The 22,348-nt window shown below is 61.0% G+C and carries 21 protein-coding genes; 11 read left to right on the plus strand and 10 right to left on the minus strand.

The window, feature by feature from the left end; translation table 11 throughout:
* The first annotated feature begins 109 nt into the window (after nt 1-109).
* The 10 genes from ACROHD_RS09825 to ACROHD_RS09870 all read left to right on the plus strand — a co-directional run bounded on the left by ACROHD_RS09825 (nt 110) and on the right by ACROHD_RS09870 (nt 10,680).
* Complete coding sequence (locus tag ACROHD_RS09825) at nt 110-955, plus strand: DMT family transporter (protein ID WP_432677568.1); 846 nt, start codon at nt 110-112, stop codon at nt 953-955.
* A 164-nt stretch (nt 956-1,119) separates the two neighbouring features.
* Entirely contained in the window at nt 1,120-2,235 is a 1,116-nt protein-coding gene (locus tag ACROHD_RS09830; RefSeq protein ID WP_432677548.1) for an OmpP1/FadL family transporter, read from the plus strand.
* A gap of 108 nt (nt 2,236-2,343) precedes the next feature.
* Nucleotides 2,344-3,246, plus strand: a complete 903-nt coding sequence (locus ACROHD_RS09835; RefSeq protein WP_432677549.1) for a DMT family transporter — start codon at nt 2,344-2,346, stop codon at nt 3,244-3,246.
* 81 nt (nt 3,247-3,327) lie between these two features.
* Nucleotides 3,328-4,200, plus strand: coding sequence for an ATPase (locus ACROHD_RS09840; protein WP_432677569.1), 873 nt, complete (start codon nt 3,328-3,330; stop codon nt 4,198-4,200).
* Between the two features lie 36 nt (nt 4,201-4,236).
* Nucleotides 4,237-5,181: a homoserine O-acetyltransferase MetA gene (metA, locus tag ACROHD_RS09845; RefSeq protein ID WP_432677550.1), complete on the plus strand. Its 945-nt coding sequence runs from the start codon at nt 4,237-4,239 to the stop codon at nt 5,179-5,181.
* 3 nt (nt 5,182-5,184) lie between these two features.
* Nucleotides 5,185-6,132, plus strand: a complete 948-nt coding sequence (locus ACROHD_RS09850; protein WP_432677551.1) for an alpha/beta fold hydrolase — start codon at nt 5,185-5,187, stop codon at nt 6,130-6,132.
* A 53-nt stretch (nt 6,133-6,185) separates the two neighbouring features.
* Nucleotides 6,186-7,073, plus strand: a complete 888-nt coding sequence (gene ppk2, locus ACROHD_RS09855; RefSeq protein ID WP_432677552.1) for a polyphosphate kinase 2 — start codon at nt 6,186-6,188, stop codon at nt 7,071-7,073.
* The gene (locus tag ACROHD_RS09860; RefSeq protein WP_432677553.1) at nt 7,066-7,683 is read left to right on the plus strand and encodes a TetR/AcrR family transcriptional regulator; all 618 of its coding nucleotides are present in this window, start codon (nt 7,066-7,068) and stop codon (nt 7,681-7,683) included. Before ppk2 ends, ACROHD_RS09860 begins: the two co-directional genes overlap by 8 nt.
* Before the next feature lie 124 nt (nt 7,684-7,807).
* On the plus strand, nt 7,808-9,304 hold the full coding sequence (locus ACROHD_RS09865; RefSeq protein WP_432677554.1) for a hypothetical protein: 1,497 nt from the start codon (nt 7,808-7,810) through the stop codon (nt 9,302-9,304).
* Between the two features lie 209 nt (nt 9,305-9,513).
* The gene (locus ACROHD_RS09870; RefSeq protein ID WP_432677555.1) at nt 9,514-10,680 is read left to right on the plus strand and encodes an iron-containing alcohol dehydrogenase; all 1,167 of its coding nucleotides are present in this window, start codon (nt 9,514-9,516) and stop codon (nt 10,678-10,680) included.
* Nucleotides 10,681-10,735: 55 nt separating this feature from the next.
* Here ACROHD_RS09870 and ACROHD_RS09875 read toward each other — a convergent pair whose 3' ends face one another.
* The 8 genes from ACROHD_RS09875 to ACROHD_RS09910 form a co-directional block, all read right to left on the minus strand.
* Nucleotides 10,736-11,713 carry a TAXI family TRAP transporter solute-binding subunit gene (locus ACROHD_RS09875; RefSeq protein WP_432677556.1) on the minus strand — a complete coding sequence of 326 codons (978 nt, stop codon included), beginning with the start codon at nt 11,711-11,713 and terminating at the stop codon, nt 10,736-10,738.
* 25 nt (nt 11,714-11,738) lie between these two features.
* Nucleotides 11,739-13,835 (minus strand): TRAP transporter permease, encoded by a 2,097-nt coding sequence (locus ACROHD_RS09880; RefSeq protein ID WP_432677557.1) that lies wholly within the window; start codon nt 13,833-13,835, stop codon nt 11,739-11,741.
* Nucleotides 13,828-15,477 carry a sulfatase-like hydrolase/transferase gene (locus ACROHD_RS09885; RefSeq protein WP_432677558.1) on the minus strand — a complete coding sequence of 550 codons (1,650 nt, stop codon included), beginning with the start codon at nt 15,475-15,477 and terminating at the stop codon, nt 13,828-13,830. Before ACROHD_RS09885 ends, ACROHD_RS09880 begins: the two co-directional genes overlap by 8 nt.
* An 87-nt stretch (nt 15,478-15,564) precedes the next feature.
* Complete coding sequence (locus ACROHD_RS09890) at nt 15,565-16,482, minus strand: LysR family transcriptional regulator (protein ID WP_432677559.1); 918 nt, start codon at nt 16,480-16,482, stop codon at nt 15,565-15,567.
* Between the two features lie 558 nt (nt 16,483-17,040).
* On the minus strand, nt 17,041-17,661 hold the full coding sequence (locus tag ACROHD_RS09895; RefSeq protein ID WP_432677560.1) for a DUF6538 domain-containing protein: 621 nt from the start codon (nt 17,659-17,661) through the stop codon (nt 17,041-17,043).
* A gap of 72 nt (nt 17,662-17,733) precedes the next feature.
* Nucleotides 17,734-18,231 (minus strand): MarR family winged helix-turn-helix transcriptional regulator, encoded by a 498-nt coding sequence (locus tag ACROHD_RS09900; protein ID WP_432677561.1) that lies wholly within the window; start codon nt 18,229-18,231, stop codon nt 17,734-17,736.
* 76 nt (nt 18,232-18,307) lie between these two features.
* A complete protein-coding gene (locus ACROHD_RS09905; RefSeq protein ID WP_432677562.1) occupies nt 18,308-18,580 on the minus strand; it encodes a succinate dehydrogenase assembly factor 2 in 273 nt (90 codons plus the stop codon).
* Nucleotides 18,577-18,987 carry a helix-turn-helix domain-containing protein gene (locus ACROHD_RS09910; protein WP_432677563.1) on the minus strand — a complete coding sequence of 137 codons (411 nt, stop codon included), beginning with the start codon at nt 18,985-18,987 and terminating at the stop codon, nt 18,577-18,579. Before ACROHD_RS09910 ends, ACROHD_RS09905 begins: the two co-directional genes overlap by 4 nt.
* Nucleotides 18,988-19,109: 122 nt before the next feature.
* On the opposite strand from ACROHD_RS09910, the gene ACROHD_RS09915 reads away from it, so the two are divergent.
* Nucleotides 19,110-20,312, plus strand: coding sequence for a pyridoxal phosphate-dependent aminotransferase (locus ACROHD_RS09915; RefSeq protein ID WP_432677564.1), 1,203 nt, complete (start codon nt 19,110-19,112; stop codon nt 20,310-20,312).
* Between the two features lie 231 nt (nt 20,313-20,543).
* On the opposite strand, the gene ACROHD_RS09920 is transcribed toward ACROHD_RS09915, so the two are convergent.
* Both ACROHD_RS09920 and ACROHD_RS09925 read right to left on the minus strand, forming a co-directional pair.
* A complete protein-coding gene (locus tag ACROHD_RS09920; RefSeq protein ID WP_432677565.1) occupies nt 20,544-21,392 on the minus strand; it encodes an NAD-dependent epimerase/dehydratase family protein in 849 nt (282 codons plus the stop codon).
* 163 nt (nt 21,393-21,555) lie between these two features.
* A partial coding sequence (locus ACROHD_RS09925) for a divergent polysaccharide deacetylase family protein (RefSeq protein ID WP_432677566.1) occupies nt 21,556-22,348 on the minus strand: 793 nt, incomplete at its 5' end.

Below are 22,348 nucleotides of genomic sequence, written 5' to 3' on the forward strand. Positions count from 1 at the left end.
GTCTGGTTCCGGAAATGCCCCGATGGGGCCGCATAAGAACAGGATCACCCCGTTGACTGCCAAACCCCAGGAGACCGAGCCCACACAGGCAGGGCTGGCCGCGCTCTGGATGATCGGGGCGATTGTGTCCTTCTCGGCCATGGCAGTTGCAGGGCGTGCCCTGGCCACGGATCTCGATACGTTCGAGATGATGACCTATCGTTCGATCATCGGCTTCACGATCGTTGTCGGCTTCGCCACGCTGCGCGGCAAACTGGGTGACATCACCACGCGCGATCTGCCCCGGCACGCGGTCCGAAATCTCGCCCATTTCGCAGGTCAGAACCTGTGGTTTTTGTCTCTGACCCTGATCCCGTTGGCTCAGGTTTTCGCGCTGGAATTCACCAGCCCGCTTTGGGTTATCCTGCTGGCGCCCTTCCTGCTTGGCGAACGCTTCACGCTGAAGAAACTGGCCGTGGTGCTGTGTGGCTTTATCGGCATTCTCATTGTTGCGCAGCCCGGCACGACTCCGATCTCGCTTGGCACAGTGACCGCTGCCACCGCCGCAATCTGCTTTGCCCTGACCGGCATCTTCACCAAGCAGCTCACCCGCCGCCACACGGTCACATGCATCTTGTTTCACCTGACGGCGATGCAGCTGATGTTCGGGCTGATCTGCGCAGGGTATGACGGCGATATTGCCTTGCCTACAACGATCGGGTTGCCGTGGATCATCGTCATCGGTCTGGGCGGTCTGACCGCGCATTTCTGCATCACCACGGCGATGACGCTGGCCCCTGCCACGGTGGTCCTTCCGATTGATTTCGCACGCCTGCCGGTGATCGCAATCATTGGCATGGTGCTCTATGACGAAACCCTCACATGGCCGGTTTTTCTGGGTGCGGCGCTGATTTTCGGGGCCAACTACGTGAATGTCGTCACCGAGTCCCGGCGCACCTGGTCCCGGCGCACCTGACCTTACGTCAGCTGTAGCAATTCCGTCACAACCGGCCACACAAATCTATCCACAGCCCGTGAACCGCCCTCCTTACGTCACGGAAGAATTGACGCAGATCACCGCTTTTGACGACATACGCTCAGTACAAGGGACGACCGTTGTTCGGTCTTGGAGGGACAACCATGAAAAAAATCACTCTCGCAGGAGCGGCCCTGCTGGCAAGCACCGCAGCCGTCTCCGCAGGTGGCATCGAGCGCACCGGTTTCACCACCGGGATTCTATTTGAAGAAGGCACCTACGTAGAGCTCAGCTATGGCTCGATCTCACCTGAGGTGACCGGCAATGTGACCGGCGTACCGGTGGTAGCCTCTGGCGACATCAGCCCGACCTACAACTCAGTCACACTCGGCTATCATCAGGACATCACCGATGCGCTGTCCTTCTCGCTGGTCATTGATGAGCCCGTCGGTGCAGACGTGGCCTATCCTAGCGGCACCGGCTACCCGTTTGCAGGATCCTACGCTGAACTGTCTTCGCGCCAGATCACCGCAGCCCTGCGCTATGAACTGAACGAGAACTTCTCGGTTTATGGTGGTATTCGTGGCGTGCAGGTAGACGGCAACGTGTATGTCAGCACCCCGCTCTTCAGCTACCGCCTGAATGCAGACAGCGACTATGAGCTTGGCTACATGGTTGGTGCTGCCTATGAGCGCCCTGATATCGCCATGCGCTTCGCTCTGACCTATTTCAGCGAGGTGGATCTGAGCCTGAGCGGTGTTGAAACCCCCGGCCCGGCTGGCACGCCCGATGCTGCACTGCTTGCTGCCGCTGGCCCGACCGCGTTTAGCAACACACTGCCCCGGTCTGTCCTGCTTGAAGCACAGTCTGGCATTGCAGCCAACACGCTGCTCTTTGGCTCGATCCGCTGGACCAACTGGGATGGCTACGCGATTACCCCGAACATGTACCCGGCCGGCAACCTCGTTGACTACGACCAGGACGTGTGGACCTACACCCTGGGGATCGCCCGCCGCCTGAATGAGAACTGGGCCGTATCCGCGTCGCTCGGCTATGAAGCCGAACAAGATGGGTTCTCTGGCAACCTCGGCCCGACCGATGGCTTCACTTCGATCGGTCTCGGCGCAGAGTACACTCAAGGCAACATGTCGATCGCCGCCGGTGTCCGCTATGTCATGATCGGCGACGCCAACACGCTTCTTGCTGCTGGTCCCGTCACGTCTGATTTCTACGAGAACGATGTCGTCGCCTTCGGCCTCCGGGTTGGCTTCAACTTCTAAGCCTTTCCCATCACGTCACAGGATCAACCCCGGGCCAGCAGCGTCCGGGGTTTTTCTTTGCGCAGGTTCCGGGTCGCAACGGGACAGTCGTGGGCGTAGGACGATCGCATGACAACTGACCGTATCTCCGCCCGTGCCTGGGCCGACCTTCTGCTTCTTAGCCTCATCTGGGGGGCATCCTTTCTGTCGATCCGCGTGGCACTGGATGAGATCGGGGTGTTCACGCTTGTGGCTCATCGCGTGTTCTGGGCGATGCTGATCCTTTGGACTTATGTCACCCTGAGGCGACTGCCGGTGCCGCGCGAGCCACGGGTGTGGGGGGCGTTTCTGGTCATGGGGCTCTTGAACAACGTCATCCCCTTTTCCCTGATGGCATGGGGGCAGCTTCATATCGAAACGGGGCTGACCTCTATCTTCAACGCGGCCACCGCCGTCTTCGCCGTGCCCGTCGCTGCCGCCTGTTTCGCCGATGAACGGATGACGCCGCGCCGGGTGATCGGCGTTTCTGTGGCTTTTGCGGGTGTTGCCGTGGCCATTGGCCTCGATGCTCTGCGCAGTTTCGACATCCGGTCGCTAGCACAACTGGCGGTGTTGGCGGGGACGATGTCCTATGCCTTTGCATCGGCCTGGGCGCGGGCGCGGCTTGCGCAGTTGAAGCCGCAAGTCGCTGCCGCCGGGATGCTGACCGGATCGAGCCTGATCATGCTGCCCATGGCGCTGTGGCTGGAGGGCACGCCCACCCTGCCCGCCCATCCGCAAACCTTTGCCGCCATTGGCTATTTCGCGGTGATCGGCACGGCACTGGCCTATCTGCTTTATTACCGGATCGTGCAAGCAGCGGGCAGCGCCAACGCGATGCTGGTGACGCTGATGATCCCTCCGGTTGCCATCGGCCTTGGCGCCCTGGTGCTTGGCGAACGGCTCGCACCCACGGCTTTCGCGGGCTTCGCGCTGCTGGCGCTTGGGCTTCTGATCCTCGACGGGCGGCTCTGGCGGGCGCTAAGGCGCTGAAATTCCGCATGGACGCATGGCGCGCCGCGCGGTATCGAATGCGGACCTTTGCGACCCATGGGAAAGCGACGCGCCATGAGCCTGATCTATGAGACCGCCCGAGACTGGAATGCGGCGCCCGACAAACGGGTGCTGTTCTTTGGCATGTCCGGGCTTGGCAAGACGCATCTGGCAAACCTGCTGCGCGCCGAGGGGCACTGGTTCCACTATTCCGTCGATTACCGCATCGGCACCGCCTATATGGGCGAACATATCGCCGACAACCTCAAGCAACAGGCGATGCAGGTGCCGTTCCTGGCACAGTTGCTGCGGTCAGACTCGATCTATATCGGATCGAACATCACCTTCGACAATCTGGCGCCGCTATCCACCTATCTGGGCAAGCCGGGCAATCCCGATCTGGGGGGCCTGCGCTTTACCGAATACATGCGCCGGCAGGATCTGCATCGCCGGGCCGAGATCAACGCGCTGCTGGATACGCCCCACTTTATCCGCCGGGCGCATGACCTTTACGGCTACTCGAATTTCGTCTGCGACACCGGCGGGTCGATCTGCGAGGTGGTGACGCCCGATGACCCCCGCGACGAGGTGCTGAAGACGCTCAGCGCCCATACGCTGATGGTCTGGATCGAGGGCAGCGAGGATCACACAGACGAGCTGATCCGCCGGTTCGACCGCGCACCGAAGCCAATGTATTATCAGCCGCGGATCATGCGGCAGCTGTGGGATGACTTCAAACGCGAACGCGGGGTGGATGCCGCCGACGTGGTGCCCGATGATTTCATCCGATTTGCCTATGCCCGCGCCATTCGCCACCGCGTGCCGCTCTATGCCGGAATGGCGCGGAACTGGGGCATCACCGTTCAGGCCAGTGACGTGGCCACCGTGCGCGATGCCGCGGACGTGACTGACCTGGTTGGTGCCGCTCTTGAGAGCCGCCGCCAGACCGCCTAGATTTCCATTCCTCACCCCGAACCCCGGAGCGTTCCGATGCCCATCAAACTGCCCTCGACCCTGCCCGCCTATCACGTGCTGTCGCACGAGGGCGTCATGGTCATGGACGAGGACGCGGCGGCGCGGCAGGATATCCGGCCCCTGCGGATCGGGCTGTTGAACCTCATGCCCAAGAAGATCCAGACCGAGAACCAGTTCGCGCGGCTGATCGGGGCGACGCCCTTGCAGATTGAGCTGAGCCTCATCCGCATGAGCGAGCACCAGACCAAGAACACCGCTGCTGAACATATGGAAGAGTTTTATCGCCCCTTCACCGAAGTGGAGGCCACAGGCGAGAAATTCGACGGGCTGATCATCACCGGCGCGCCGATTGAACATCTGGAATTCAGCGATGTCACCTATTGGGACGAGCTGACCCGCATCTTCGACTGGACCCAGACCCATGTGCATTCCACCTTCGGCGTCTGCTGGGGCGGGATGGCAATGATCAACCATTTCCATGGGGTGAAGAAACACATCCTAGATCACAAGGCGTTCGGCTGCTTCCGGCATATGAACCTCGCCCCGGAAACCCCTCTCCTCAGGGGCTTTTCTGATGATTTGGTCATGCCGGTCAGCCGCTGGACCGAAATGCGGCGAGACGAGATCGAGGCGGTGCCTGGGCTAAAGATCCTGCTGCATTCAGACGAGGTTGGACCCGCTCTTGTAGAAGATCCAGCGCATCGCGCGCTCTATGTCTTCAACCATTTCGAGTATGACTCGCATACGCTGAAGCAGGAATATGATCGCGATGTGTCTGAAGGCACACCGATCAACGTGCCCACGAATTACTACCCGGATGACGACCCGTCCAATCCGCCGCAGAACCGCTGGCGCAGTCATGCGCATCTGCTCTACGGCAACTGGATCTCGGAAATCTACGAAACCACGCCTTTTGACCTTTCCCGGATCGGTCTAGACCGCACCGATCTGAGGGGCTGATCCATGGCCATTGCCGCGACCACGCTGGCCGCTACTGGGGCGCTGGCCGCGCTAACCCATTGGCGTGCGGGCGTTCAGGAAGCGCGGGCCGAAGCCAGCCACCCTCCGCTAGGGCAATTGCTGGATGTGGACGGTGTGCAGGTTCATGCCCACGTGGCGGGCAGCGGCCCGGATCTTGTTCTGATCCATGGCTCATCGGGCAATCTGAGGGATTTTTCAAATGGGCTGGTCCCCCTTCTGTCTGATCACTACCGCGTAATCTCTCTGGATCGGCCCGGTCTTGGATATTCCGATCCAATCACATCGCATGGTGCGTCACTGGACCAGCAGGCCGCCGCGCTGGCGGGTGCGGCTCGGATGTTGGGGGCAGAGCGACCGGTGGTCATGGGCCAAAGCCTGGGCGGCGCTGTCGCGCTTGCATGGGCGCTTAACCACCCCGACCAAATTGCGGCTCTGGTCCCGGTTTCCGCCGTGTCACATCCGTGGACGACCGGGCTTGGAGCCTACTACAGCGTTCTGTCTAGCTGGCCCGGACGGCATCTGCTGATCCCGGCCCTTACGGCCTTCACGCCTGACAGGATCATCGAAGATCAGATCGCCGCAATCTTTGCCCCCGATGCACCGCCTCATGGCTACGCCGACCATTTCGGCCCGCGCTTGACGCTGCGACGGGCCTCCATGAGGGCCAATGCCCTGCAAAGACGGCATCTTTTACGCTGGATCAGCGCGCAGGCCCCACGCTACTCAGATATCGCCGTGCCCACGGAAATCCTGCATTCCGCGGGAGACAAGGCTGTCGGCTATCGCATTCATGCGCAGCCTCTTGCCCGCGCCATTCTCGGCGCCAATCTGACCACGCTCGACAGCGCCAGCCACATGCCACACCACAGCCATCCGGGCGATGTCCTGGCCGCCATAGACCGCGCCGCCACCCGCGCCGGATTGCACTAGGCCCGCCCGCGGCCCATATTGGGTCTGAGCAGACATCAAAAAAGAGCCGCCCCATGACCAACCTGCCCTTCGATGGCGCCATCAGCGAATTCTTCCGATCCGAAGCCCCGGACCAAATCCGAGAGGCCATTCGCGATGCGAAGAAGGACAGCGTGCTGGACCCGTCCTTCCCCTATCGGGACCGCATGGACAAGGGCGACTACGAGGATCAGCTGGAGGCGCTTCAGATCGAGCTGGTCAAGTGTCAGGCCTGGGTCAAGGACAGCGGCAAGCGCGTGGCCGTTGTCTTTGAAGGTCGCGATGCTGCCGGCAAGGGCGGCGCAATCAAACGGGTGCGTGAAAACCTGAACCCGCGCGTGGCCTCGGTTGTCGCCCTGTCGAAACCGACCGAGCGCGAGGCAACGCAATGGTATTTCCAGCGCTATATCCAGCACCTGCCCGCGGGCGGTGAGATCAAGCTCTTTGACCGCAGCTGGTACAATCGCGGTGTGGTGGAACATGTCTTCAACTTCTGCACCCCCACGCAGCGTCAGAACTTCTTTGGCCAATTGCCAGAGTTCGAGGACATGATGGTGCGCGACGGGATCCATCTGGTAAAGATCTGGCTGAATGTGGGTCGGGCCGAGCAGTTGCGCCGCTTCCTCGACCGGGAAAGTGACCCGCTGAAACAGTGGAAGCTGAGCTGGATCGACGTCGAGGGCCTTAAGAAATGGGATGCCTACAGCGCCGCCATCAGCGAAACGCTGGATCGCGGGCACAGCGCATCGGCGCCATGGACGGTCATCCGGTCCGACGACAAGCGCCGGGCGCGGCTGGCCGTGATGCGCAAGATCCTGGCCGGGCTCGACTATGACCGTAAGAACCACGATCTGGTCGGCCAGCCCGATCCGGCCATTTGCGGCGGGCCCGAGATGTGGTCGGATAACCCTGCGAATGGCTAAACGCGGCTACCATCACGGCAATCTGCGCCAGGCTCTGGTCGATGCGGCCCTTGTTCTGATCGAACAAAAGGGCCCGACAGGGTTCACCCTGTCCGAAGCCGCAAAGACCGCAGGCGTTACCCCCGCCGCCGTCTATCGCCATTTCGAGGGGCGCGAGGCCCTGATCGCAGAAGGTGCGCGTCAGGGGCACGAGATTTTTGCCGACCTGATGGACTACGCGTTCGAAAGCGGCGGGCCATCCGCGTTGGCCGCGTTCGAGGCCACGGGCCGCGCCTATCTGGCCTTTGCCCGCAAATATCCAGGCCACTACATGGCGATGTTCGAAAGCGGCATCCCGATGAACGCGACGCCCGGCCTGGCCAGCGCCGCCGCCAAGTCACGCGCGGTTCTTGAACGGGCCGCCGAGGCGCTGTCTCAGCATATCCCGCCGGAAAAACGCCCCCCCGCCAGCATGTTCTCTGCCCATATCTGGGCGATGAGCCACGGGGTGGTGGAACTATTCGCCCGCGGCAAGCCCGGTGGAAACGCACCGTTTCCACCAGAGCAATTGCTGGAGGCCGGAATAGGCATATACTTGCGTGGACTTGGATTGATCGAGCCCGATCAATAGGTTTCCAAGCATTTTCTCAGCTAGTTCTGGGTGATTTCGACCCTTCCTGACGTCCATCAGTTTGGGTGGAAATCTGCGCGCATTCTGCTCTGCGGGCGCGCAAAAAATGCGAGGATGATCATATATGCGCTCCCTAAGCCTTGCCCGGTTGACCATCACGCTGTGCATGGGACTATCTGCTGTTCTGCTGATCCTGTTCAGTATCTTTTCAGATCCGAGCGGGCGTCTGACCCCGGACAGTGCGCAGTATCTGTCACTTGCAGATAACATTCTGGCTGGAAACGGATTTACAGTACCCGATGATGGGCGCGTTATCGCGGAACACGAGCCGTTCGCAATCTGGCCCGTGGGGTATCCCAGTGCGATTGCCGCCGTGGCTTGGGTCTTCGACCTACCGGTCTTCGCTGCGTCCAAGCTGCTGAACATAATGCTGATGCTGAGCACCATGCTTTTGATCAGTGCAGGCTTTGGACGTGGCGGATTTGCCCTGTCTCTGGTGGTGCTGTTCGGGGCCTATCTGGAGGTCTTCAGCTTTACGTGGAGTGAGGCGCCGTTTCTCTTTCTGTTCGTGCTTGCAGCGCTGATCACAGGCAAGCTTCTTGAACACCCAAGAGACACGCTGGATTGGCGGGTGGTGTGCCTGGGCGTCGTTGTGTTTTGCCTGTTTCTATTCCGTTATGTGGGCGCCCCGGCAGTTCTGATGCCTGCCGCGGTTGCCGTTATTGACCTGTATGCAGGGCGCCGTCGCCGGGGTCTGCTGGCATTGATCGTAACCGGCGCTGTGACCGGGCTGATCCTCGCATACCTCCTTAACAACCAATCGCTGACTGGCCACATGACCGGCATTGAACGGGTCGTGGCACCTGAATCGCACACAGAACTGCTTCGCCAGCTTTCAATCGCGATGATCCGAGAGGTCATCCTGCCTGTCGCCGAGTGGGAACCGCGGGATCGCTTGCACCTGATCTGGGCAGGGTTTCAGGCTGTGGCTGGCCTTGTGGTCGTCGTTTGGCTGGTCGTCTGTCTGCGGCGCGACGGGAGCGGCAAGGCCTTTGACCCATTGACGCGGACCCTGCTTTTGACCGGTTCAGGTTACTTGATTCTGATCGTCGCGATCCGCTGGACGGCCGCGTTCGACGGGTTCGGGTTTCGTCGGTTTGCGCCGGGCAGCCTGCTTGTCTTCCTTGGCCTTTTTCGCGGGCTGATGGAACGTGTTACCGCAGGAGCACCTGCGGTAGAGGGTTTTCTGACTGCCATCGCATCCGCGAGCCTCGTTGCCACCGCCTTTTCCGTCTTTGGTCAACCTTTGGTTCTTGCAGATGCACATGATGACCGCGTCAACCACTACGCCCCGCTTTCAGAAGGAAGCATCCTGATCTTTGCGGGTCTTCACGCCCCCTATCTGCGCAGTGACCTGCATATCGCCGCCCCAAACCCGTTCAGTAGCACCGGGCTGCCAGAAGACAGCGAGAGCTGGCAAGATTTCATCAACAGCCTTGACTCCAGTCTGCCCATCTTCCTCGACATGACCGGCATTCCAGCTTCAAATGATGGCCATCATCCAAGCGTTCACAGTGCGATAGAAGGGTTTGAAGGCAATGGCATCATCCAGCTGCGCTGACTGACCAAAGGCGACGCTCAACCTGCATCACCACCTTGCTCCTTTCCTTGGCGAACCAATCACGCCGTCGAGGGGCTTCCACGGCAGCAACTCGTCCACTTTGCCATCTCGCGTCAAACTGATTGGGCGATGAGGCGGGCTTGACGCTTGGACGACCCCGCCCGATGCTGGCTGCAGAACGTTCGCCTTGCCCAAATCGGAACCCAATCATGAGCCTTCTCGACCCTCAGGACTGGACATTTCCAGTCCCAATCGCCTACGGCCCCGGCCGCCTGCAAGACATCGAGGGATTTTGCCGCGATGCGGGTATGAAACGGCCCCTGGTGGTTACAGACCGCGGAAGCGCGGGGTTGCCGTTTCTGGCCGATCTTATGGGATACCTTGCCAAGGGTGGGTTGGCAGCGGACCTTTATTCCGAGATTTCGCCCAACCCACGCGACGACGAGATCGCCGGGGGCAAGGCACTCTATCGCGAAGGCGGTCATGACGGGATCATCGCCATTGGAGGCGGCAGTGGGATGGATGGTGGCAAGGCCATTGCTCTGACCGCCACGAATGACATTGATCTCTGGGCCTTCGAATTCGAGCAGACCCCGCCCGACATGTCCGCGCATCCCCCATTTCCGCCGCTCATCACCATCCCGACCACCGCTGGAACGGGCGCTGAAACGGAAAGCACCGCAATGATCACCGATACGGTGAAGGGCATGAAATGGTGCGTCTGGCACGCCGACCTGAAACCCGCGCTGGCCCTGCTAGACCCCGAGATCACGCTTGGCCTGCCGCCGAATCTGACAGCATGGACCGGGGCCGATGCCATGGTTCACGCGATCGAGGCTTATTGCGTACCGGGCTTTCACCCGCTTTGTGACGGGCTGGCTCTGGAAGGCTTGCGGTTGGTTGCCCGCTGGCTGCCCGTCGTGGTGGCAGAGCCTGCAAATCTGGAGGCGCGAGGGGGGATGCTTGCGGGGTCTTGTCTGGCCGGTGTCGCCTTTATGAAAGGGCTCGGACTGGTTCATGCCATTTCGCATATGGTGGGGGCAGAATATGACACGCAGCACGGTCTGACCAATGCGGTGCTGCTGCCCGCCGTGCTGCGCTTCAACGCGCCCGAAATTGCCGCGAAAGTGCCGGTCATGGCGCAGACCATGGGCCTTGAAGACACGTCCTTTGACGCCTTTCACGCCCATATCTGCGGACTACTGGACCAGATCGGCATTCCCAAAACGTTGGCCGATATTGGCGTTCCCGCTGACTGTGCCCCGCGCATCGCCGCCAAGGCCATTCAGGACAGCGCTGCTGGAACCAACCCGAGGGTGCTGACGGTAGAGTCCATCGTGCCGGTGATCACGGAGGCCGTGACCAAAGGCCGATAAGAAAAGGCCAGCAAGGCGCCTGCCCGCTGGCCTTCCCGATGGTTTGACGCGCGGCTTACAATGCGCCGGCTTCCTCGTAGTAGCGACGCGCACCCGGATGCAGCGGCATTCCAGCCAGATCACGCACCGCGTATTCCATGCTGATGGCCTGCGCCCATGGCGCTTCAGACGTCACCTGAGCAAGGTTTTCCCAGAAGGCGCGCGTGATCTGGTAGACGGTCTCTTCATCCAGATCGCCCCGTACAGCGATGCCAACGGCGGTGTTATGCGACCATGTCGGGCCGTCATTCGCCTGATTTGCATAGGCGTTGGCCGGGATCTCCTCCAGATAGCTGAAATTGCCCAGGAAGGCCTCCACTGCATCGCCCTCGGTGCTTTCGGGGCCGATGAAGCGGATGGCTTCGGTCTCGGTGACCTGAATGAACTGCTGGCACGGGTCCAGACAGCCATTCACATACATGTCGATATTGCCGTCCAGGAAGGCCTGGAACCCGGTCTGCCAATTGGCCGAGATCGCCTCGTAATCCTCGCCAACGACCAGCCCGGTCGAGGCTTCGATCCAGTTGCGTGCGGCGTTATAGGCACCACCGCCCTGCGGCCCGATAAAGACCGTCGCACCCTCGATATCGTCGAGGTACTCGATGTCGCTGTCAGCCCGGACCGTGTAGTGGTACTGGCCGTAGGGGAACCACATCAGCAGATCAAGGTTCTCGGCGGCTTCAGGTGCGTCGGCCTCGTTTTGATACATGGCCCGGCCGTTCACCATAAGCGCGTAGATGGTGGGCGAGGTCATGGCGAAATCGAGATTGCCGCGCCCGACCTCCAGCTGGTGCAGGGTCGCCGCACCGCCGGCAGCAACCTCGATGGTCACACCGTCAAGATTGTCGTTCACGATATTGGCAAAGGTGGCCATGGTGATGGCCTGTCCCAGACTGGGTGCGATGGTGGCCATACGCAGGGTCTGGTCCTGTGCGACGGCGGGCGATGCCGCCAACAGCGCCGACAGCGCTGCTCCCTTGAGTAGATGGTTCATGTTTCCTCCTCCTATTGATCCGGTGTCAGGGATGCGGGGTTGGATCGGCCCCCGGGTTTGCAATGAAACGGTGATAGGCAATAAGGGCGACGCCTAGCGCCAGCGCCGGGCCCGCGATCAGGCTTTGCGGAGCCAGCAGCGCCAGTCCCGCCAAGATGCGCAGGACACGTTCCACCGGTGTCAGTCGATGGCGTTCATGCCCCGCCAATGCCGACGTCAGCAGCCACAGCGTCAGGGAAAAGGCCAGCAGGATCCACGCAAATGCGCCCCAGCTGATATCTGCCGCCGCCAGCATCGCGCGTGATTGTACCGCGTCGCCCCCCGCCCATTCGAAGACTACCATCAGCTTATACAGCATCGCCGGATGATAAACGAAGACGAAGGGGATAAGGAAGCCAGCCATGCCGATCCGTGCGGCCTCGAACCCGGTTCTGATCGGGTCCGCACCTGCAATAGGTGCCGCCGCGAAGGCGGCCAGCGCCACGGGCGGCGTAACGGTGGACATGACGGCGAAGAAGACAACGAACAGGTGCAGCGACAGGTCCGGTATGCCCACGGTCTCAATGCCCGAGGAGAGCGCGATCACGATGATGAAATAGGTCGCGCCAGGCGGCAGCCCCATGCCCAAAACGATAGAGCCGAGCGCCACAACGACGAGCACCATAAAGAGCGGCCCAGAAGCCAGCTGCGCCAGCAGCAGCGATAGCCGCCCGGCGAAACCCGAAAGCTGGATCAGCCCGACAATCAGACCGATGGCCGCCACAATGGTGATGATCGAGGCTGACATACGCCCCGCATCGACGAAAGCGCGCCAGATCTTTTCACGGTTGCGAAACTCTGGAAACAGCACAAGCGCCGAGCCAATGGCAGCAAGGAAGCCATAGAACCCCGCCTTGGGGACCGAAGGCTGAATGAACAGGAAGGTCGACAACACCCCGAGCGGGATCACGAAGACCAGGGACTGCACCGCCTCGTGCCGGTTCAGCCTTGGGCGTGCTTCGGACGGCAGGGTGCCGACCCCCTGCTTGCGGGCTTCGAAATAGACGCTGAGAAAGGTGCCAACATAGTAGAACAGCGCCGGCAGGATCGCGGCCACAACAATGTAGCGGTATTCGAGCCCGATCTGGCCGGCAACGAAGAAGGCCACCACCCCCATGACCGGTGGCATCACCTGCCCGCCAGTAGAGGCCGCGGCCTCTACCGCGCCCGCAAAGGCCGGTTTGAACCCTGCGCGCTTGATCACCGGGATGGTCATGACGCCAGTCGAGACCACGTTTGAAATCGCCGCACCTGACAGCGTGCCGAACAGTGCCGAACTGGCCACCGCTGAATGCGCAGCGCCACCGATGAAACCGCCGGTCAGTCGGTTGGCGATTTTCATCAGCAGATCGCCCGCCCCGCTGCCCATCAAAACAGCGCCAAAAACGATGAAGATCAGCACATTACCGGACACGACCTGTAACGGCTGTCCAAAGACGCCCCCGGTTTGAGCCCAGAAATTCTGCACCATCGCGCGCAGGTTCTGGATGAAGGTCGCATCGGACCCGGCAAGGATACCGGTCCAGTCGGGAAACAGCCCGCGCGTGAAGTAATAGATCACCCAGAACAGGCAGAAAGCAGCGATAAACCCGCCAAAAAGCCGCCATGCCAGGTAAAGCGTGATGGCTGTGACGACAGGAAACAGCACGAAGTCCAGCGGCTGCGCCGAGGGCAACAATCCCGCGTCGGTGCCAAACAGCTTGATGATCCAGAAGGTGAAACTGCCCACGGCGGCCAGCGTCATTGCCCAGTTCAACCAGCGCTGGCCGGGGCGTTTGTGCAGGGTCAGCAGCGTGATGGCGAAGGCAAAGGTGATGGGAAGGCCGAGGATCAATCCCGTTGGCTGCAAAAACCCTCGTTCAACCGCGCGCCAGCCAGCACCCAGCCAGTGTTCCCGCATGAGCACCCGTTGTTCGCGGCGAGACAGGTCTTGAAACCCGTCGGTCGTCGTCTCGATGAACCAGCGCACGAAATCCGAGATCGGCCCGCTGGCGGAATAAAACAGAATGACCAGCGTGAAGATGACGGCAATCAGATCAACAAGACGCTCGTCGAAAGATCGTATCAGTCGTGGTTCACTCATCGCTGCCACCCGTGTAATTCGCTTCTGCCAGCCCCTGGTATTTCTCGACCAGTTCGGCGGGCACCTCCGTTCCATCATAGAGGAACGGCAACACCCCGCGCCGGATCGACCGGCCACGCATGGCGGCGATATCGGCATCCGATTTCGTCACCCGCTGAGACAGGCGCAGCCCCCACGCGGCCAGCATTGCCGTGAGCCGCGCGATCTGATCCTCATAGCCCGGCCCGCGCGCCAGATCGTTCAACTCGTCGGGGTCTGTGTCCAGATCGAACAGCATCGGACGGAACCCGCCCTCTGCATGAATCAGCTTCCAGCGCCCGTCGAACACCATGAAAAGCCGCGCATCGGCGCTGCGGCTGACCAGTGTTTCGCCAAAGGGCCGGGCAGAGTAATCATATTCGCTGATGACGAAGTCGCGCCAGTCCGGTGTTTCCCCGCGCAGCCACGGCAAGAGCGACCGACCCTCGATGATATGTCCCGGCACCTCGCCTCCTGCGACCTCCACGAAGGTTGCCGCCAGATCGAGCGATTCCACCAGCGCATCGCAGGTGGTGCCGCGCGTGGCGTTGGCCTCGGGGCGCGGATCATAGACGATCATCGGGATTTTGACGGAGGGATCGTGGAACAGATCCTTCTCACCCATCCAGTGATCGCCCAAATAATCCCCGTGATCCGAGGTCAGCACGATCATCGTGTCTGCCGCCTTCCCCGTGCGGTCCAGATAATCGAGGATCACGCCCAACTGGTCATCGCATTGCTTGATCAGGCCCATATAGGCCGGGATCACTTTTTGCCGGACCTCTTCACGCTGGAACGCTTCGGCCACCTTGCCTTTCAGAAAGGCCCCGAAAACCGGGTGAACATCGCGCCATTCATCATCAGACCGCGTCGCAGCGGGCACATGATTAGCGCCATACATGTCGTGATACGGCGCGGGCACGATATAAGGCCAGTGCGGTTTGATGTAGGAAACATGCGCGCACCAGGGGCCTTCCTGCGCCTCCATGAAATCAAGGGTGCGCTGCGTCAACCACGGGGTTTCGCTATCCTCTTCGCGGATATTCGCAGGCAAATCACTGTTTTCGAACATCCAGGCAGACGCGACCTTGCCGTCCTTCACCCCGGCATTCGCATAGTGCGCCCAGGGATTGTCGCCGCCGTAACCCTTTGATTTCAGATATTCATTATACGGGGAACGCTGTTCGTCATAGAACCCGTCAGGGCCTTGTGCCCACAAGCCGTCATCGCGCACCCAGGTATCGAACCCGCATTCCGCCTGCCGCGCACCGATCACGCTGTCACGCTCCAGCCCCAGACGCGCCATACCCTCGGCGTCGACCTTCATATGGGTCTTGCCGATCAGCCAGCAATCCATGCCCGCCTTGCGCAGGTGATCTCCCATGGTCTGCTCACCGACGCGCAGGGGAAAGCCGTTCCACTGTGCCCCATGCGAAGAGGCATAGCGCCCGGTATAAAAGCTCATCCGGCTGGCACCGCAGATAGGCGACTGGCAATAGGCGTTAGTGAAGCGCACGCCCTTTGCTGCCACCCGGTCGAAATTCGGGGTGTGCAGATGCGGATGGCCTGCGCAGCTCAGGTAGTCAAACCTCAGCTGGTCATACATGATGAACAGGATGTTCAACGATATCCTCCCTTGCGGGGACTCCCCGCAGGTGCACAGGCTAGACCGGCAGCGACCCCCAAAACAGCCCCCAATAATTTACCGTTATCACTTTTGGTTATCGCGCTGGAGCCTGTCAAACTCCTCCGCAACCGCAAGGACGCAGTCGCGAAAATATTGCCCCGCCGAGGTCAACGGGCTGTCGGATGAATGGGTTATCGCGATGCTGACCAGGTCGAAGGTCTCTGCAATCGGGATTCGGCGAATTGGCCAGATTGGCTCGATCTCATCCAATAGCAATGTCGGGAAGGTGCAGACCAGATCACTGCCTTTCAGCATTGTCAGGATCGACAGGATGGAATCCGAATTGATCACCGGAATCGGCGGCTCAAGCCCCATCTCTCGCAAGTAACCCGCAACGATCGGCTGGCGTTCGCGGGGGCCGATCATGATCCATTTGGCATCCAGCAGATCCACCACGCTGGTGGCATTCGCATGGCACGAGCCCAGACCGGTAACGATGGCGATCGGCGTGCGCACGATCTCGGCCACCGAAAGACCGTTTGCTCCTGTTCCCTGCGGCGCGGGGCCTATGACGAAATCCACATCGCCACTGCGAAGCGGGCCGAACGCCATGGGTTCGTGCCCGCCGGAAATCTGCACGTGAACACGGGGGAAGCGTTTCTGAAACCGGCGCAGCGCCGCAGGCACGAAACGGGCCGCAGCCAGTGGCGAAACCGTAATACGCAGCTGCCCGTCCAACTGGCCCTGCATCTGCCGGACGTCATCCTGCATCCGGCGCAGTTCTGCCTGGATGATCCGCCCCCGGCGCAGGACGGCCCGGCCCTGTTCGGTCGGGACAACACCTGACGGGCTTCGTTCAAAGATCGCCATCCCCAGATCGGCCTCTGCCTGCCTGAGCGCCTTGGTCAGGGCGGGTTGCGTCCGCCCAAGCACCTTGGCCGCGCCGCGCAGGCTGCCTGCCGCCTCGATGGCGAGGATGATCTCGATATGGCGCAGGTTCATCGACTTGGCTCCTCTCCCATCCACTATGGCGGGGAGAGGATGCCGGGGCGAGGGATATTTCCGATGTCTTCTGCCGCTAGTAGATATAGCGGATCTGAGAATCTATTATTGAATACATATTTTTCAATGATTTAAAAAGGATCTTAGTGCCCTCGGCAATGCCTTCCATAGTGCCCGAGAATTCTTAAGATTGTGGCTCATCTGGGGTACCAGGTCGGAAGCGACTAGGCGTCTGGCTTTGCAGAGGGTCCCAACCATTTCCAGCGCCCCCCCCCGAGCATCTAAGAGGCGACGCCCTCCGGGCACTGCTTCAAGGCACGGTTGTCGGATGACGTCGCAACACTTGACTTGCGCTTGCGATCTCCATCGGAGAGGCTCGAGTGAAGCTGTGATTGTTGGAGGAATTTGATGGCGAACTGCACAAAATGTGGGAAGAAAATTGGCATGCTCAGTGGTTCAGTTGGCGGCATGTGCCACGAGTGCGCTAACGCAAGTGTAGGGGTAAGTCGCAATGCGAGTGGAGTGTTCACAACGACGCCACCAGAGGAAGTCCAGAAGTCACGTGAAATCGAAGCTGTCCTCCTGACCACCGAACACGTCAGGAAAAAGGGATTCCAACTCCTTCGCGGCCAGTCTGACATAGCTTATGTTGCTGGGAGTGGTCCGGCCTTTTGCAATGGCTTCCTCCGCGACCTCTGATATTTTCCTCTTTTTCTGTAGGTCCGCCTCTCCTTGCAACACGGTTTCCAACTCCGCCAGAGGGCCAGCTACTCTTCCTGCAATCCACTCAATGGCAATGTCCTCCTCAAGGTCTTCTCCTGTCGGCACCGCGTAGAACCGAGACCGAGCAAGGGACAGCAATTCCTCAAGATCGGCTTCGTCGGGTGAGCCATGACTGTGCCGCTGGTCCAGTCCCAGTGCCTCACAGAGCCGCGTATAGGCGGTCTTCACCGGATTTGGCTGCACGGTGTCCAGTTCGGAGTAAAGGGTCTCTGTGATGCTATGCTGTCTCCTACGGGCCTCTCGCTCGTCGGTGGTGCCGGTGGACTTCCGAAGCTGCCTCTTGCCACCAAGAGCCTCCCTGAGAGCCTCCGGGACGGTGACGTAAACATACCATCGGTTGCCCTTGCTCCTAAGCCTGCTCAACGTGCTTGCGGGATAGTCCGTAGTGCCCGACATAGTGCCCTCCGTAGTGCCCTGAGGTTCCCATAAACTCTTATTTTATTGGGCACAATGGTTTAGGCAACGCTGCTAGTAGATATAGCGGATCTGATCGGTCCAGAACCGTTCCATACGCTTCAACGAATGGTTGACCTGATCAATGCCATCCGGCCCCAGCACGCCCCTGTCCAGAAGCGTTTCCGCGTGACGTTGGAAGAGACTCGTCACCACGTCACGCACGTCTCGTCCGCGATCGGTCAGGCGTACCCGCACCGACCGGCGATCGATCTCGCAGCGCTGATGGTGCATATAGCCCATCTCGACCAGTTTCTTGAGGTTATCGGACACGTTCGAGCCCTGGTAATAGCCCCGCGATTTCAGTTCGCCTGCCGTCACCTCGTGGTCACCGATATTGAACAAGAGCAGCGCCTGAACGGCGTTGATATCCAGCATTCCCACCCTCTCGAACTCATCCTTGATGACGTCGAGCAAAAGCCTGTGCAGCCGTTCCACCAGCGACAAGGATTCCAGGTATCCCGGCATGACACCATGCCGGGAGGTTTCGCCAAGGGGGCTGTGCAAACTCATCATGATCTCCGCGTATCTGCTTGCCATGCAGACTTGCCGATAATTCCAAATAATGAGTTAAACGCGCCGCAGTTTTTCAGTGGCTTTGTCTAGAAGCTGCCCCATCCGCCAGAACTCGTGCGAATTCTGCCATGTATTCAGGGGCTTGAACCTGACCAGAGACCCATTGATACAGATCCTGGTCTTCTTCCTCCAGCACCCTTTCAAACAGATCGAGCGCCGCATCATCGGCACCGTCCAGATGGGCATCGGCCCATCCGCCCAGGATCAGGTCCATCTCTTTCGTGCCCCGGTGCCATGCCCGCATCCGCAGGCGCTTGATCCGGATATCGCGCGGTTCAGCGCTCATAGTCGATCCACTTCCTTCGCCAGCATATTGCGCAGCCTCTTTTCAAGGCGGCCCATCTGTTCTCCCAGGCGGGCATGTTCATGCCGTATCTGCCGCAAATCCAGCAGGATCTGGTTCAGATCGCCCTCGACATCAATCAAATCGGGGTCATCGGGCCCGGTGCCCTCGCCCGTCAAGAGCCAGCGGATCGACACGTTCAGCAACCCCGCCACCATCTGTAGCTTGTTGGCACGCGGTTCGCTCCAGTCGTTTTCCCAGGCGACCACGGTCTTGAGCTTGATGCCCAATCGCCGCGCCATATCCTCCTGGCTGATGCCCAGCGCTTCGCGCGCACCGGCAAGCCGGTCGCCGAAGGTGGCAATCTCTTCGCTGAACCAATCCTCGTGCTGAGGGGTCGTATCAGTCATTCTTTCTCCTTCCACGGGGCATTTTGGCCCCTTGATCGTTGAGCGGCGCGACCCTAAGCAGGGCCAGAGACGATGTAAACCGGACCAATTGACCGGCCCCTTCGCAACCCTGGAGAAACCTGATGACCTTCCTGTCCGAAACGCTGGCCCGTGTGAAACCCTCTCCGACCATCGCGGTGTCCACTCTTGCTGCCGAGCTGAAGGCCGCAGGCAAGGACGTGATCGGCCTTGGCGCAGGGGAGCCCGACTTCAATACGCCGCAGAATATCTGTGACGCCGCGAAGGCCGCGATCGACGCGGGCAAGACCAAATACACCGCCCCCGATGGCATCGTGGAGCTGAAACAGGCGATTTGTGACAAGCTGCAACGCGACAACGGGCTGTCTTATACGCCTAAACAGGTATCCGTCGGGACCGGCGGCAAACAGATCCTTTACAACGCGCTGATGGCAACACTCAATCCCGGCGACGAGGTTGTGATCCCGGCCCCCTACTGGGTCAGCTACCCCGATATGGTCCTGCTGGCGGGCGGCGAACCGGTCATTGCCTCCGCACGCGCCGAAAACGCCTATAAGCTGACGGCAGAGGAGCTGGAGGCCGCGATTACGCCCAAGACCAAGTGGTTCATCTTCAACTCGCCCTCGAACCCGACCGGGGCGGGCTACAATGCCGAGGAATTGAAGGCGCTCACCGACGTACTGATGCGCCACCCGCATGTCTGGGTGATGACCGACGACATGTATGAACATCTGGTCTATGACGGGTTCGAGTTTGTGACGCCCGCACAGGTTGAACCGGGGCTCTATGATCGCACGCTCACCTGTAACGGTGTCTCCAAGGCTTATGCGATGACCGGCTGGCGGATCGGCTATGCCGCGGGGCCGGAAAAGCTGATCGGCGCGATGCGCAAGATCCAGTCGCAATCCACTTCGAACCCCTGCTCGATCAGCCAGTGGGCTGCGGTTGAGGCGCTGAACGGCACGCAGGACTATATCGCGACCAATAACGAGGTCTTCAAACGCCGCCGCAACATGGTGGTCGAGATGCTGAACGCCGCAGAAGGCATCACTTGCCCGACGCCCGAGGGTGCCTTCTATGTCTACCCTTCCATCGCGGGCTGCATGGGCAAGACAACGCCAGGCGGCAAGGTGATCGAAACGGATGAGGACTTCGCCACCGCGCTGCTGGCGGAAACCGGCGTGGCCGTCGTCTTTGGCGGTGCCTTCGGCCTTAGCCCCAACTTTCGGGTGTCCTACGCGACATCGGACGAAAACCTGAAGAAAGCCTGCACGCGCATTCAGGAATTCTGCGCAGCGCTGAGCTAAGCTGACGCTTCGATCACCCAACAGAAAGGCGCAATGCCCTGCGCCTTTCTTTCCCTACAGAGTATCCGGGGCCGCCAATTCGCGTTTGGGCGTGGCGCTACGTGTCTGCGCCTTACGGGTCGTCAACTGCGCCCAACCGGGATTTCGCCGCCTTCGGCGTCGATCCGCGCGTGATCCTGTGGATCACGCGACCCCCAACCCGGAGGCTCGGCACAAAGAGCCTCAGCCGGGTTAGATCCCTGCACAAACAGGCCTCCAGCCAAGCTCTTCCCGGATGCGCCCGGACCCCATGGCTTGATCCCGCATAGGGCCCGCCGCCATGGCCCCATGGCGGTGCAAAACCTCGGACCTGGACAGAACCCGCCAATCCGTCGGCCGGCCCAAACGGGCGGCAAGCCGGGCAACACAGCGTCCCACGGGGACGCACGCCTCTGCTGCAACGGTGTAGCTTCCCGTGGCAAGTGGCGCTTCCAGCACCAGCCGATAGGCCCGGGCCAGGTCACGCCGGTGCACCAGGGGCCAGCCGATTTGCTCGTGTCCCCAGATCTCCGGCAAGCGCCCCGCCTGCAGCGCCGACGTAAACGAAGCGAAGGCCCCGCCGGTAATGTTATGTACGATGGCCGGGTGGATCACGGCATGTGGCACAGATGCAGCCTGCAACCGCTTGATCCCCGAGACCATCCAGGAAAACTCGGGCATCGGGTCAAATTCGGTCTTCGGGCCGATGAGCTGCCCTTTGCCCGTTCCAAATAGCCAGGCACCGCCCGTGTAGATGATGCGCGTTCCCGCCTTGCCGGCTTCAATCAGAGCGCCTAGCGCCAGGTCGTCGATCTCTGCCATGTCGGGGCCAAATCCGGTGCCCAGATGGATCGCCGCATCAGCCCCGGTTGCCAAGGTGCTCCACCCGCCGGGGTCTGAAAGGTCCCCCCGCTTGGCATCCGCCCCCATCGCCTGCAACGCAACACAGCCCTGCTCAGTGCGCGAAAGCCCCGTTACCCTGTGGCCGCGTGCCAAAAGCTCCTGCACGACCGCCGAACCGATGAACCCCGACGCGCCCGTGACGAACACGGAAAGACCCATGTGCAAATCTCCTCGAATCAAAGATCAAAGCAGAATGCGCCCTCAAAGCCGCTTGAGGGCAAGAGGTTCTGCGTTCAGCTTTTGCGCAGCCCTACGCGCGCCGCCAGGCGCGCGCGGATCGACGCGCCGAAGGCGCGGCGAAATCCATTGGCCAGCGTCACGCTCAGCGGGTCAGAACCGCAGAAACCGGGGCCAGAGCCACGGCCTCTGACCGGCTTCCAAGCGCCCAGGAAAACAGCGCCGTCACCGTGTCGGAATAGGTGTGCCCCACCACGATCACCGCGCCCTCCTGCCCGGCGGCGAAGGCCGCGCGGTCAAGGTATCGGGTGATCACCGTGGCGCGTTCCCGTTCGCTGTCCAGTTCCCGGAATAGGGTTGCGGCGGGCACCGCCGCGCGGGTGGCTGTCTGTTGGGCGGCATTCAGCCCGCGCGGGTAGGCCACCAAACCATGGCCGGTTTCGGCAAGAACGTCCACGACACCGTCCAGCACCTCTCGCCGTCCCTGGATGGCTTCTGTCGAGCTATCCAGAACCGCAACCGCTTCTGGCAGCCGCTCAAACCCGCGGTTCAGCACATCCGCCACCTGCCCCGGCTCTGTCTCCTCGGTGAAGATCTCCCCCAAAAGCAGCACTTCGAACCCCGCCTCGCGATAGGTGGCGGCGGCTTCGCTCGCGTCGGGGCGGCGGGGGTCGATGGCGAAGGCCACCGGGAAATCGAACCGGGTGAGCGCGTCGCGGCCAAGCGAGAACGACGGGTCATCAATCAGGATCACGGCCATCAGGGGCCGTGTTTCCTCGGCATCAAAGGGCGCGGCGAAAGCGTCGATGGCGCGGCGCGGCGCATCGGGGTCCGTGGCATCCCCTGTTTCAAGCGGTTGCAGCGGGCGACCCGCCGGCGCGGTTTCGGTCTGCGCCTCTGGCCCGGTTTCGATTTGCGGCAGGCCAAGCGGCGCGGGT

The sequence above is a fragment of the Nioella aestuarii genome, assembly GCF_050896395.1.
GTDB lineage: Bacteria > Pseudomonadota > Alphaproteobacteria > Rhodobacterales > Rhodobacteraceae > Nioella > Nioella aestuarii.

Bases quoted from the DNA above. Each gene is read 5' to 3' on its own strand.
- ACROHD_RS09920 (WP_432677565.1), bottom strand. From the start codon at position 21,392: ATGGGTCTTTCCGTGTTCGTCACGGGCGCGTCGGGGTTCATCGGTTCG.
- ACROHD_RS09870 (WP_432677555.1), top strand. From the start codon at position 9,514: ATGAGCCTTCTCGACCCTCAGGACTGGACATTTCCAGTCCCAATCGCC.
- metA (WP_432677550.1), top strand. From the start codon at position 4,237: ATGCCCATCAAACTGCCCTCGACCCTGCCCGCCTATCACGTGCTGTCG.
- ppk2 (WP_432677552.1), top strand. From the start codon at position 6,186: ATGACCAACCTGCCCTTCGATGGCGCCATCAGCGAATTCTTCCGATCC.
- ACROHD_RS09850 (WP_432677551.1), top strand. From the start codon at position 5,185: ATGGCCATTGCCGCGACCACGCTGGCCGCTACTGGGGCGCTGGCCGCG.
- ACROHD_RS09900 (WP_432677561.1), bottom strand. From the start codon at position 18,231: ATGAGTTTGCACAGCCCCCTTGGCGAAACCTCCCGGCATGGTGTCATG.
- ACROHD_RS09905 (WP_432677562.1), bottom strand. From the start codon at position 18,580: ATGAGCGCTGAACCGCGCGATATCCGGATCAAGCGCCTGCGGATGCGG.
- ACROHD_RS09890 (WP_432677559.1), bottom strand. From the start codon at position 16,482: ATGAACCTGCGCCATATCGAGATCATCCTCGCCATCGAGGCGGCAGGC.
- ACROHD_RS09875 (WP_432677556.1), bottom strand. From the start codon at position 11,713: ATGAACCATCTACTCAAGGGAGCAGCGCTGTCGGCGCTGTTGGCGGCA.
- ACROHD_RS09910 (WP_432677563.1), bottom strand. From the start codon at position 18,987: ATGACTGATACGACCCCTCAGCACGAGGATTGGTTCAGCGAAGAGATT.
- ACROHD_RS09880 (WP_432677557.1), bottom strand. From the start codon at position 13,835: ATGAGTGAACCACGACTGATACGATCTTTCGACGAGCGTCTTGTTGAT.
- ACROHD_RS09860 (WP_432677553.1), top strand. From the start codon at position 7,066: ATGGCTAAACGCGGCTACCATCACGGCAATCTGCGCCAGGCTCTGGTC.
- ACROHD_RS09915 (WP_432677564.1), top strand. From the start codon at position 19,110: ATGACCTTCCTGTCCGAAACGCTGGCCCGTGTGAAACCCTCTCCGACC.
- ACROHD_RS09825 (WP_432677568.1), top strand. From the start codon at position 110: ATGATCGGGGCGATTGTGTCCTTCTCGGCCATGGCAGTTGCAGGGCGT.
- ACROHD_RS09835 (WP_432677549.1), top strand. From the start codon at position 2,344: ATGACAACTGACCGTATCTCCGCCCGTGCCTGGGCCGACCTTCTGCTT.
- ACROHD_RS09830 (WP_432677548.1), top strand. From the start codon at position 1,120: ATGAAAAAAATCACTCTCGCAGGAGCGGCCCTGCTGGCAAGCACCGCA.
- ACROHD_RS09865 (WP_432677554.1), top strand. From the start codon at position 7,808: ATGCGCTCCCTAAGCCTTGCCCGGTTGACCATCACGCTGTGCATGGGA.
- ACROHD_RS09895 (WP_432677560.1), bottom strand. From the start codon at position 17,661: ATGTCGGGCACTACGGACTATCCCGCAAGCACGTTGAGCAGGCTTAGG.